The 12,261-nt window shown below is 56.1% G+C and carries 8 protein-coding genes and 2 pseudogenes; 9 read left to right on the top strand and 1 reads right to left on the bottom strand.

Annotation, left to right across the window (positions count from 1 at the left end):
- Window positions 1–1,149 (bottom strand): efflux RND transporter periplasmic adaptor subunit, encoded by a 1,149-nt coding sequence (locus HA45_RS11170; RefSeq protein WP_100700112.1) that lies wholly within the window; start codon window positions 1,147–1,149, stop codon window positions 1–3.
- Between the two features lie 806 nt (window positions 1,150–1,955).
- On the opposite strand from HA45_RS11170, the pseudogene HA45_RS11160 reads away from it, so the two are divergent.
- From HA45_RS11160 to HA45_RS28645, 9 genes and pseudogenes are all read left to right on the top strand, one after another.
- Window positions 1,956–4,225, top strand: a pseudogene (locus HA45_RS11160) (type VI secretion system Vgr family protein).
- The gene (locus tag HA45_RS11155; RefSeq protein WP_158087311.1) at window positions 4,225–6,519 is read left to right on the top strand and encodes a DUF2169 family type VI secretion system accessory protein; all 2,295 of its coding nucleotides are present in this window, start codon (window positions 4,225–4,227) and stop codon (window positions 6,517–6,519) included. Before HA45_RS11160 ends, HA45_RS11155 begins: the two are co-directional and overlap by 1 nt.
- A gap of 2 nt (window positions 6,520–6,521) precedes the next feature.
- The gene (locus HA45_RS11150; RefSeq protein ID WP_100700109.1) at window positions 6,522–7,607 is read left to right on the top strand and encodes a pentapeptide repeat-containing protein; all 1,086 of its coding nucleotides are present in this window, start codon (window positions 6,522–6,524) and stop codon (window positions 7,605–7,607) included.
- A gap of 126 nt (window positions 7,608–7,733) precedes the next feature.
- Window positions 7,734–8,201 carry a DUF3540 domain-containing protein gene (locus HA45_RS11145; RefSeq protein WP_158087310.1) on the top strand — a complete coding sequence of 156 codons (468 nt, stop codon included), beginning with the start codon at window positions 7,734–7,736 and terminating at the stop codon, window positions 8,199–8,201.
- 11 nt (window positions 8,202–8,212) lie between these two features.
- Window positions 8,213–8,593, top strand: coding sequence for a DUF4150 domain-containing protein (locus tag HA45_RS11140; protein ID WP_100700107.1), 381 nt, complete (start codon window positions 8,213–8,215; stop codon window positions 8,591–8,593).
- Between the two features lie 60 nt (window positions 8,594–8,653).
- Window positions 8,654–9,157, top strand: coding sequence for a hypothetical protein (locus HA45_RS11135; RefSeq protein ID WP_100700106.1), 504 nt, complete (start codon window positions 8,654–8,656; stop codon window positions 9,155–9,157).
- Entirely contained in the window at window positions 9,157–9,648 is a 492-nt protein-coding gene (tssJ, locus tag HA45_RS11130; RefSeq protein ID WP_100700105.1) for a type VI secretion system lipoprotein TssJ, read from the top strand. Before HA45_RS11135 ends, tssJ begins: the two co-directional genes overlap by 1 nt.
- A 19-nt stretch (window positions 9,649–9,667) precedes the next feature.
- On the top strand, window positions 9,668–11,011 hold the full coding sequence (tssK, locus tag HA45_RS11125) for a type VI secretion system baseplate subunit TssK (RefSeq protein ID WP_100700104.1): 1,344 nt from the start codon (window positions 9,668–9,670) through the stop codon (window positions 11,009–11,011).
- Between the two features lie 21 nt (window positions 11,012–11,032).
- A pseudogene (locus tag HA45_RS28645) lies at window positions 11,033–12,254 on the top strand (DotU family type VI secretion system protein).
- Window positions 12,255–12,261: the final 7 nt, after the last annotated feature.

The raw sequence follows: 12,261 nt of genomic DNA, 5'->3' as shown, positions 1-12,261 counted from the left end.
TCAGTTACCCTCGCTGGTCGCGGCTTTATCGTTTGGCGTCACTTCCACGGCTTTAACACTCATGCCCGCCTGCACTTTCCCCGTGCCTTCAACAATCAGCTTGTCACCGCTATTGAGACCAGAGGTGATCAGCCACTTATTCCCGATCACGCGATCGGCCACCACTTCACGGCTCTCGACTTTATTCTCTTTATCGACCACCAGCGCCGTGGCGTTGCCTTTGGCATCACGCGTAATGCCCTGCTGCGGTGCCATGATTGCATCGGTTTTTACACCGTTGGTCACATTGGCACGCACATACATGCCCGGCAGCAACTCATGTTGCGGATTCGGGAAAATAGCGCGCAGCGTGACGGTGCCGGTGGCTTCATCCACTGACACTTCTGTCAGTTCCAGTTTGCCCGGATGATCATAAGCGCTGCCATCTTCGAGTTTCACCGTCACGGGCACGACATCAGTACTCTGCTGTAAAGAGGCCTGCTGGCGTTTCAGTTTCAGCAGCTGCACGCTGGATTGGGTCAGGTCGACATAGATCGGGTCGAGGGCACGAATGGTGGCCAGCGCGGTAGTTTGACTGGCGGTCACCAGCGCGCCCGGTGTCACCGATGAGATGCCAATACGGCCGCTGATCGGCGCTTTGATTTGGGTGTAATTCAGATTGATGCGCGCACTTTCCACGGCGGCACGGTATTGGTCCACCGACGCCACGTTTTGTTGATAGGTCGCCAATGCATCATCAGCATCCTGGCGCGACACACCGTTCTCTTTTACTAATGCGGCGTAACGCTCTGCTTTTAACTTGCTGCTTTTCACTAACGCCTGCGCGTTCTTTAACTGCGCGAGCGCTTGATCGTAACTGGCCTGATAGCTGGCAGGATCGATTTGATACAGCACCTGCCCGGCTTTGACTTCATCACCTTCGGTAAACAGGCGCTTCAGAATAATGCCTTCAACCTGCGGGCGGACTTCGGAGGTCATACTGCCGGTTACTCGCCCGGCGAGTTGGCTGTCCAGCGTAACCGATTCGTTTTGCAACGTTTTCACGCCCACTTCTGTGGTGGTTGCCGCGGCTTGTTGATTGCTGCTTTGATCGCAAGCGGCGACTAACATCACCAGCCCTGCGATCACACTGCGCTGAAAATTCTTCATGAATAACCCTGTAGTGAACGTTCATTCTCAAACTGAAGTCTATCAAATTAGCATTCCTTCCACTGTCAGGAAAATGAAAAGAGTCAGATCGCGGCTTAGCTTCGGGTGCTAAAAGCGTGAAACCACCAAAACCCCCTTCTGTTGTGAGAAAAGCGGTGAGAAAAGTGATTTGGAAACATGAGCATTCTTCAATATCAGAATGAAAGATCGTCAGGTTACAAATTAACAACAGATATGTACAAAAATTGCCGACACTTCAGGATTATTTAATATCGATTTGCGTTAAATTGCATTTATGCTCTATTTTAATTGTTGGCGACTTTAGGAAATAACGCCTCAATAAATCACTTCCCGTTAAAGTTGCACGGGATATCTTTTCCTATCAATACCATAACCTGCCGCTATATTCTCCCCGTTACTGACCTAAGCGAAGCGAATAATGGGTCATAATAAAAATTTATTTTTCACTTCAAATTAAAGTCATACAGAAAATACACCTTCTCTTGCCCCTCTCGCAGAGCAATATCCATGGGGCATGTCTATTTGTCATACTAAAGATGACAATTAAAATAATTGCGTCATGTTTTCGTTAGAAAAGTGTTTAGGAAGTTTCTTATCTTCACACAGGCCAGCAAATAATATAAAAACGTTAAAAGTTTTGTAAATTCGAATCATTACACAGAGCCTCCCTTTAAACGGAATTAAGTGCTCAGCGGGTTTTTATTGCCGTTTTATTTCAGGATGCAAAATTAGTTTATTTTGCGGTCCGTGCGGTAGCCATGCCGAAATAAAAACAAAGGGTAATTATGGATCGTGTCGTCGTTGCGCATTCCCCATTGGGTGAATCACTGTTATTCAAAAGCATGACAGGTCATGAAGCACTGTCGTGCCTGTATCAATATGATATTGAATTTCTTAGCAAAGATAACAGCATCGCTTTGCCCGATTTATTAGGTAAACCGTTAACGCTTGAGCTGAACCCTCGCCCCGGTGTGACACGTTATCTGAGCGGGATAATAACGCGCATGGCATTTGTCGGGCACGAGAAGCATCGGGAAGAATATTATACTTATCGTGCGGAGGTCAGACCTGAATTATGGTATCTGACGCAGAATCGCGGCTTCCGTATTTGGCAAAAAAATCCGTTAAGCAAATCCTTGAAACGGTCTTAAATGACACTGGCATCATCTTCGAAAATAAACTGACCGGTAGCTACCGCGAATGGGATTTTTGCGTACAGTATCAGGAGAGCACCTTCGATTTCATTCAGCGATTGATGGAGCACGAAGGGATCTATTTTTATTTCGAACATGCCATGGATAAACAGACGTTGATTCTGGCTGACGATCCCTCAATCCATAAGCCTTTCACCGGCTATGACTGCATTGAATATCATCAGGCGGCAGCAGGCGGATATGTGAATGATGAAAGCATCAATATCTGGCAAGCCAGCGCCGCTATTTCTCCCAGCCTTTATCAACACGACGATTACAATTATCTGGAAAGTAATGCTGATCTTTCCGCAAATGGCCAGATCGGTCAGTCGCACGCGGAAAAAACCGCAACCCAGCGCGAATGGCCAGGGCAATATCCGCAGCAAGGTGATGGGCAAAATTACGTCACGGTGCGTCAGCAAGAGTTTGCGGCCCGCCAGTTAGAGTCCGATGGCGTGGGCGATGCCTTTGGACTGGCGCCCGGTTATACCTTTGCACTGATCAAAGCCCCACGCGCTAGCGACGAAGGCCAATCCTTTTTAATTACCGCCGTGGATTACCAACTGGTGGAAAACAGTTACGCCAGTAACGACGAAGACTTCACGCGCCACTGCTTTTCCTTCCGCGTGGTGCCCGCCACGGTTAACTGGCGCCCGGCACGTAGCACGCGCTGGCCGCGCACCAGCGGCCCGCAAACGGCCGTGGTGGTCAACGCTCCCGATGCCAGCAAAGGCGATAACAGCACGGTGGCCACCGACGAATACGGTCGCGTGCGGGTGAAATTCCTGTGGTTCAAACCCGATAACGAACAGGATCTCTACTCCTGCTGGTTACGTGTCGCCAGCGGTTGGGCGGGGAGTCAACAAGGTCATTACCAGATTCCCCGCGTCGGTGAAGAAGTGGTGGTGGATTTCATCAACGGCGATCCGCACATGCCGGTGATCACCGGCCGTGTATTCAACAATCTGCAAACGCTGCCGGTGGGCGAAAGTCTGTTAACCATTGGCAGCGAAGGCGATATCGCCGATAGCGACACCATTACCGCCGAAGCTGCCACCTCCTGGTCATGGTCGAAAAGCGGTGTCTGGACGCGCTCCGTGGGTAACAGCGATGCCAGCAATGGCAACTTTATTTCGTTCGAAGATTTATCCGGCGAAGAGTCGCTGGATATTCACGCGCAGAAAGATCTCAACCTCTCGGCAAACAATGCCATCAAGATTTATGCCGCCAAAGAGGGAGACGGCGCGCTGAAAATTTGGGCGCCTGGCAAAGTCACCCTCCACAGCAATGACACGGTCTCCACCAGCGCACCCACGACCTATCACACCTCGCGCGGCAGTTACTACACCGTCACCGGTGCGAACTTCACCACCACCGGCATCGGCCTGACCATCAACGGTGTCAATGGCACGGTGAACGCCGTCAGCAACGTCGCCGCCAGCACCAGCGATTTTGCCGTGAAAGGGGTGAGCATGGATTACACCTACCTGAAGCGCAGTAAGACCCAGGTTGAATACAAAGCCGATTTGCAGCGTTTCGAGCAGGTTCCGTTTTACACCCTGCGCACCAACATGATGTCGATCATGAGCGGCGCGGTCAGTGAAGGACTCGGTAATACCCTGCAAGAGAAAATCCAAAAACTCACTGATGAACGCGATGCACGTAAGACCATCAAGCAGGAAGCCGACGATAAGAAGAAAACCGATTGGGAAAAACAGCGCGAAGAGAAGGTGACGCAGAAAAATAACCCCCAGACGCGTGAGCAAGCCGAGCGGGACAACAACAACAACAACAACAACCAGAATGATAATCCGCCTGCTGATGAAAACGACCCTACGTTCAATCCATGGGCGGATGCGTAATGCAGATCATCAAGCCTTCGCATCTCAGCCTGCTGTCGCGCCCCTATCGCTGGCAGCAGCAGGATTACCTCGGCGTTGCGGCGATCGCCCTGCTAGATATGTCAGCCACCCCAGCCTTGCGTGATGAGCAAACCCTCTGGCAGCGCGTTGGTGAAGTGCTGCAATCGCCCGACGGCGTGTTGGACATGGCCATCCCCAAAGCCTGTGCTGAATTTTTGGTCAGCGGTTTTGCCCACGCCGCCCCGCAGCAAACGCAGGTTGATGTGCTGATTCAGATCGACCAGCTGCGCAAGCAGCAACGCGTTGCAAACGGCCAGTCGGTGCAAATGCATGCCATCGCCATGGACCATCCGATGCGTCAGGCGCTGATGGGGCAGGATTTTGATGACCGCTGGCTGCAACATGAATACCCAGGTTTCCCACGCGATACCGACTGGCGGGTGTTTAATCAAGCCGCCGCCGATCAGTGGTGGTCAGAACAGGATGCGTTGCCACGCGGTGCCAGCTGGCGCATTGAAAATATGCATCCGCAGCAGCCGATCATGCAGGGCCAATTGCCCCTCTGGCAGGCGCAGGCATTTATCACGCGCCAGCGGCAGGATGAAATCCTGTTTGAAGCTCTGACAATGCGCGCGACCACCCTGCACTTTCTGCCGCACTGTCACGAAATGATACTGATCTGGCACGGCTGCTGCGCCATCAATCACGATGATGCCTTTGACGTGCAATCGCTGATGGTTGCGCTGGAGCGTGAAGACGCGCCGCGCGGTGTTGAGCACTATCGCCAGATCCACCAGCAGCGCAGCAGCGATCCTGATGCGGCATTGCACGCACTGCGTGAAAGCGACTTGATTGACGCAGAGATTCTCGCCCACGTGGCCTCCACCGCGCTGAACCGTGATCCCGGTCCGCTGGTGCAAAACCTGATGCGTTATGAACAGCAACAGCGCCAGCAGTTCGATCAACCGGTGCCGGCAAGCAGCCTGCATAAATTCGCCATAGAAGATGATTTGGCGAGTCAGTTTGCGCGGCAGGAAGCAGAAGGTGAGCAGCAGTATCAGCAGATGATGGCGCGCTATCAGCAGGAATCACAACGCAGTCACGCGGCATCATTACCGTTACCCGATGGCGTAAGCCAGTATCGCCAGCAGCGCGACGAACTGCATGCCAATCGTCATCTGCTCGGTCCGCGAGACAGCGACATTGCGCGTAGCGAACAGGCGCTACTCGACAGCTATCGTCTCACCGCACAGCAGCAGCCTTCCGCGCCTCGCCTCAGTCTTGCCGCCTCAGAGGCTCAGCGTCAGCAGCTTATTGCCTGCATGCGCGGCGACCAAGACGCGCGCGGTTGGGATTTAACCGGAGCCGATCTTTCCGGTCTCGATCTGCGCGGTATCGATCTGGAAAACGCGCTGCTGGAGAACACCGATTTCAGCCACTGCCAGTTGGACGGTGCCGATCTGCGCGGTGCAGTGTTGGTGCGTGCTGAGTTCCATCACACGAGCCTGACGCACTGTCTCTTAGACGGGGCCAATCTGGCGCAGGCGCAGTGCTGGCAAAGTGACTTCAGTGACAGCAGCCTGCGCGAAGTCGAGCTGGAAGCGTGTCAACTCGAACACTGCCGCTTTGAGCGTGCGCTACTGCGTCAGCTGTTTATCCAACAAGCGACGATAGCCCACTGCAACCTGCAACATGCCCTGCTCGATCGCTGTGACCTGATGAACTTGTCGCTGGAAGCACTGGATTTCAGCCACACTCATTTTGTCCAGAGCAACCTGATTCAGTGCAGGTTAAATGCAGTGCGATTTAATCACGTTAACGCGCAAGGCCTCTCGCTGGTGACCTGCACCTCATCCGATCTCTGCTTTGACGATGCGCAGCTGAAACAGTGCATGTTTACTGCGCAGAGTCAGTTACCTCAGGCGCATTTCCGCCGCGCCCAACTGACCGAATGTAATTTGCGTGACATCGATTTGCAGGCGGCCAACTTCGATCAGGCCACGCTGCACAACAGCGATTTCAGCGGTGCCGATTGCCGCGGTGCCAGCCTGCGATTGATGCGCACTCACCACAGCCGGTTCGTGCGTACCGATTTCCGCGCCGCACGGCTTACAGGCAGCCTGCTGCTCGGTGCCGATTTGCAGAAAAGCCAGCTCGCCGGCTGCGATCTCAGTGACTGCAATCTGTTCCGCGCGGATTTGTCGCAGACCTTTACTGATTCTCACACCCGCTTCGAGGATGCGTTGACCGACAGTATGAAAACGCTGCCGCGTCGTCGCGAACATCAGGTATAGCCATGACGCCAACTCAAATTCAACACGCCATCAAGCAGGGCAACATCATTCATGCCATTGCGCCCGCCGCGCGTAACTTTGCCGGCATGGATCTTTCCGGTGGGAGTTTTATCGCGGTCGATCTGGTGGGAGGCGATTTTCGCGGCTGCAATTTACATGAAACGCAATTCAGCGAATGCCAGCTGGCCGGGGCGCAGTTTGATCAGGCGCAGCTGCGCGAGACGCTGTTTAGCCAATGCCAGATGGTCGCCACGCAGTTCAGCGGCTGCACGCTAACCGATTGTCTGTTCAATCAGTGCCAGTTGATGGAGAGCGACTTCAGCGAAAGCATCCACATCAACAGCCAGTTCAATAAAGGCGACCTCAGTGACAGCAGTTTCCTGCTGGCGTCGCTGTTTCAGAGCGGTTTTATCGAACTGTCGACGTATCAGATGCTGCTGCGTCATGCCAGCCTTGAACAGTGCACACTGATGAGTCTTGACCTGCGGCGCAGCGATCTGCACAGCAGCCGCTTTGCGCTCTGCACCTTCTATCAGTGCGATATGCGCGGCGGCGACTACCGTCAGCAGCATTTTGCCCGTAGCCAGTTCACCGCCAGCAAATTGGATGAAGCCAGTTTTCAGGGCGCAGAGCTGATGCAGTGCAACTTCAGCCAGGTATCGCTGCGTGCGGCGGATCTACGCGAGGTGCTGGCCACGCAGGCACTGTTTACCGGCAGCGTGATGTGCGAAGCACGCTGTCACCAGGGCAACTTCAATCAGGCCATTTTTATGCAGGCGCAGTTAGAAGATGCCGATTTTAGCCATTGCCAGCTCCAGCGCGTGGTGCTGCAACAGGCGCGCGCTCAACGTACCAACTTCCAGCACAGCCAGTTGCACTACGCCGATTTCTCCTACGCCATGCTCGATCACGCCGATCTGCGTGACGCGCACTTTGCCCACACCCGTTTGCATCGTGCCAGCCAGCAGCAGAGTCGTTTCTCCTGCCGTGACGGCATCATCGAGCAGGATGAAGCGCTGTTTGCCGCTGAAAACTGGCAGCCGCACACCCGGTTAACCCCTCACGAGGATCACCATGAATCACGCTGAAAAAACCGTTGCCATGCCGCTGGATCTGCCGTTACAGGCTGAAGGGCAACTGTTGAGCATCGACGCAACCGGCTCCGTTCAGGTGCTGATCGACGGGCGCCGCTGGCACGGCCAACGCGCTGCCAGTTGCTGCTTACGCCGCAGGTGGATGACCGCGTGTTGCTGTACCGCGCCGGTGAGCAACTGTGGTTGCTGGCGGTATTGGTGCGCGCCCAACCGCAGCAAGCTGCTGAGCTGCACTGCGACGGCGACTTAACGCTCAGCACCAGCCAGAAACTCACGCTGCGCAGCCCGGAGTTTCAACTGACCGCGCAGCACGGCGACTGTCAGATCGACGAACTCAACTATCGCGGCGAAAAGGTCGCGCTGTGGGTCTCGCTCAGTCGTTTGTTTGGGCAACGCTGCGAAAGCGTGTGGGACAGTCTGAGCCAGATCAGTCATCACCTGCTGCGCCGCACCACCCACACCGAGCAAGTGCGGGCGGGCCAGTTGGATATCAAAACCAGTCAACTCACCCGCCTGCGTGCGCCGACCACCTTGATCAGCAGCGAAGCGCTGACGCGTGTCGACGGTAAACAGATTCACATGGGTTAAGAGGAAACAGCATGTTTGCAAATTGTCAGTGTGGTGGCACCGATCAGGCGATTGCCGATGTGTGCAAAACCCCGGCACCGGTCACCTTCGTCAATCTGGCACTCGGCAACACCGCGGTGCCGACGGCCAGCACGGTGCTGTTCACCGGTATGCCTGCGCACAACCTCTCCACCATCACGCCGATGACCCAGGGTGATGAAGCGGGCGTGCTGGGCGGCGTGATTTCAGAAACCTTTATGGGCTTATCGCGTCATCTTACCGGTTGTAACTCGCTGTTAATCAATGGCATGCCCGCCACGCGCATGGGCAGCGTAACGCAGCAAAACGTGGCCAATGCGCCCGGCGTACGCATCACGCCAAGCCAGACCACGGTGGCGTTGCTGGCGACTTAAGCGCTGCCGCTGCGCCCCCCTTTTGATGGCTCATATTTTTTACACAGGACGTTGATAAAAATGACAAAACAGCACAACAAACTCCCTTTTCTCGCCACCCTTTTTGCTACGGCGCTGCTTGCCGGCTGCAAGGCTCCAGCGCCGATCGTCACGGCGGATACCCTTGAAACCAGCACCGTCAACGAGGTGGCGCTGGTGCATATGCACATCATCCAGGCTCCACAGCAGTTCACGCCAGTCAACGCCGCGTATCGCACCCTCTATCCGGCGTCATTGATGAACCGGCCCGACTTCAGTGGATTGCGCATGGAGACGCTGGATGCCGGTGCCACGCTGCAAGTATTAGGCGAAGTGGAAAACAGCTGGCTGGCGGTATCGACGCAAGATAACGGCCAACTCAGCGGCTATATCCCTTATCGCGCCGCTGTCACCGCAGATCGCTACAGCGCCACGGTGAAAGCGCAGGCAGCGCGTCCACGTCGTGCCCAGCAGCAGTGTATTGGCGTGGGCTCTGGCGACCAGGCGTGCCGGAAAGGCAGCTCATCGACCTGGATTATTCAGTAATGAGGGCGCGCATCGCGGTGCTGTTTAGCCTGCTGCTGTTGCTTAGCGGCTGTATGTCGTCGTCACGTCAGGTACCGGCCAACTGGCAACTGACGCTCAACGCTACGCCAAACGCCAACAACGGCGCGCCGTTAAAGGTACGGGTATTTGTGCTGCGCTCTGACGCCAACTTCCAGTCGGCTGACTTCTATTCACTGCAAAACAACGCATCAGCGGTGCTGGGCGCGGATCTGCTGGATACCCAGCAGCGTTTTCTGACCTCGCAGCAACCCCAGCAAACATTGAGCGGCAGTCCGTCACTGGAGGCACGCTATCTGGGGGTGATCGCCGAATACGCCACGCTCAACGGCAAAGCCTGGCGCGTGGTGGTCCCGCTGCCCGCCCCCACCGACACCAATTTCTACAAGTTCTGGCAATTCTCGCCCGATGCACTGCATGGCCAGGTGAATGCCACCGCAGCCGGTCTGCATCTTACGGCTCAAGACGATTAAACGGACTCAGGAAGACGCTATGCACACCGCAGACAAGGTGATTTGGAGTGAAGGGATGTTTTTACGTCCTCACCATTTTCAACAGTCGGAACGCTGGCTGGAAGCGTACAGCCGCAGCTGGGGCAAACTGCAGTGTCCGTGGCACTGGGGTTTTATGACGCTGAGTATCGATCAGGCATTGTTGCGTCAGGGCAAACTGGCGATAGCCGAAGCCAGCGGTCTGCTGCCCGATGGCACGCCTTTTGTGATTAACGGTGCCGAAAATGGCCCTGCACCGCTGGCCTTGAGTGATGTGCAGGATCCTATCGACGTGGTGCTGGCCTTGCCGGAACAGCGTCAGGGCCAGACCGAAGTGATCTTCAGCGATGCCAGCGATTCACTGGCGCGTTATCTCAGCCAGGATCGTGAAGTAGACGATCTCAATGCCTCCTCTGTGGGCCGTGCGCCGATGCAGTTTGGTCGCCTGCGTCTCTGCCTGATGCCCGCCGCTGACCTTAACGCCGAGTGGACCGCCGTCGGCGTGGCACGTGTGAAGAGCAGCGGCAGCGATCGTGCCCTGACGCTCGACAGCGATTACATTCCCCCGCTGCTCAACGGTCATGTTTCCCCGGCCATCACCGCCTTTCTTAACGATATGCACGGCCTGCTGCAGCAGCGCAGTGAGCAAATGGCCGAACGATTGCAGCAAGCGGGACGTGGCGGCAATACCGAGATGATCGATTTCATGCTGCTGACGCTGATTAACCGCTACATCGGTCAGGTGGCGCACAGCCGCCGCCTGCCGCAGCTGCATCCCGAGCGCCTGTTTAGCGAGTGGTTGCAGTTTGCCACTGAATTATCCAGCTGGTCGCCGTCGCGTCGCCCCGGCGAGCAGCTGCCGGTGTATGACCACGATAACCTCTATCTCAGCTTTAGCCGCCTGATGATTCAACTGCGCCAAAGCCTGTCGCTGGTGATGGAAGAAAATGCGCTGCAGCTGACGTTAACCGAACGCTCTCACGGCCTGTACGTTGCGACGGTGTCCGACGTCAGTTTGATTCGCGATTACGGATTTGTGCTGGCAGTGCGCGCCGATCTGCCGGGTGAAATGCTGATTACCCACTTCCCGGCGCAGATGAAAATTGCCCCGGTGACGCGCATTCGTGACCTGGTGCAGTTGCAGCTGCCCGGCATTGGTTTGCGCGTGATGCCTGCCGCACCGCGACAAATTCCCTGGCACTCTGGCTACGTCTACTTCGAGCTGGAGCGCAGCGGTGATTTGTGGCAGCAGATGGCGAAAGCCGAAGCCTTTGCGCTGCACCTCGCGGGGGAATTTCCCGGGCTCGACCTGCAACTTTGGGCGCTGCGCCATGCGCGCAATTAAGCACGGAGATAAGCGATCATGATGCAGCCGCAGTCACTTAATGGCGAACTGGAAGCCGCTTCCGCGCATGAGAATCCGCTGGTGGCGATTGCCAATCCGTTGATCAATTCCATCGCGCAACTGCGCCATTCGGTTACCCATGACAATCCAGCGGGCCTGCGCCAGCAGCTGATCGACCTGGTGCGCCGCTTTGAAGTGGCGTGCCAGCAGGCGCAGCTGCCGTATGAAACCATCGTCGGCGCACGCTATTGCCTGTGCACCTCGCTGGATGAAGCGGCAGCGCTCACGCCGTGGGCAGTCGCGATGTCTGGCCGCGCAGCGGATTGCTGGTCACCTTCCACAATGAAACCTGGGGAGGCGAAAAGTTTTCCAACTGCTGGCGCGTCTGTCGCAGCATCCGCAACAAAACATCCTGTTGCTGGAGCTGATGAACGCCTGCCTGCTGCTCGGCTTCGAAGGCCGTTATCGCATCATGGAGAACGGCCGCACGCAGCTGGAAACTCTGAAACTGCGTCTGCTGCAGTTGATTCGCTCGGTGCGCGGCCCTTACCCGCCGCCGCTGTCACCGCAGCCGCTGGATGAGCCGGTACAACAAAAGCTGTGGAAGCCGCTGATCCCACTGTGGAGTTTTGCCGCCCTGCTGGCGCTGCTCGGCTGTGCGGTTTACATCGCGCTGAACTGGCGGCTCAACCACTTTACCGCGCCGGTGCTCTCGGCCATTTACCAAACCGATCTGCCGAAAGTGGATATCGCCCGTCCGGCAGCGCCGGCGGCACCGACGCTGGATCTGCGCCACTTCCTCGCGCCTGAAATCGCTGAAGGGCTGGTTACGGTGCGTGATGAAGCCACCCGCAGCGTGGTGCTGCTGCGCGGTGACGGGGTGTTTGATTCCGCGGCTACCACCATTCGCGAGCGCTATCACCCGGTGATCCGCCGCATCGCGCAGGCCATGGACAACGTTAACGGCCAGATTCGCGTCAGCGGTTACACCGACAACGTGCCGATTCGCAGTGCCCGCTTCAACTCTAACTATGCCCTGTCGCTGGCGCGTGCCCAGTCGGTACAGGAGATGCTGGCGCAGGATCTGCAGCAGCCGCAGCGCATCATCGTGGAAGGACGTGGCGAGAGTAACCCGCTGGCGCCCAACGATTCCGCGGCCAATCGCGCACGTAATCGCCGCGTCGAAATCACTCTGTTGGTTGCGCCTAAACAGACAGAAACCGAACTCAACAGCGTGCATTAAAAGGAAT

The organism is Pantoea rodasii, assembly GCF_002095465.1.
GTDB classification, from domain to species: Bacteria; Pseudomonadota; Gammaproteobacteria; order Enterobacterales; family Enterobacteriaceae; genus Pantoea; species Pantoea rodasii.
This window is presented reverse-complemented; position numbering and strand designations above follow the sequence as displayed.

Coding starts and splice junctions, on each gene's coding strand:
- tssK (WP_100700104.1), top strand. CDS start 9,668: ATGCACACCGCAGACAAGGTGATTTGGAGTGAAGGGATGTTTTTACGT.
- tssJ (WP_100700105.1), top strand. CDS start 9,157: ATGAGGGCGCGCATCGCGGTGCTGTTTAGCCTGCTGCTGTTGCTTAGC.
- HA45_RS11140 (WP_100700107.1), top strand. CDS start 8,213: ATGTTTGCAAATTGTCAGTGTGGTGGCACCGATCAGGCGATTGCCGAT.
- HA45_RS11155 (WP_158087311.1), top strand. CDS start 4,225: ATGCAGATCATCAAGCCTTCGCATCTCAGCCTGCTGTCGCGCCCCTAT.
- HA45_RS11170 (WP_100700112.1), bottom strand. CDS start 1,149: ATGAAGAATTTTCAGCGCAGTGTGATCGCAGGGCTGGTGATGTTAGTC.
- HA45_RS11135 (WP_100700106.1), top strand. CDS start 8,654: ATGACAAAACAGCACAACAAACTCCCTTTTCTCGCCACCCTTTTTGCT.
- HA45_RS11150 (WP_100700109.1), top strand. CDS start 6,522: ATGACGCCAACTCAAATTCAACACGCCATCAAGCAGGGCAACATCATT.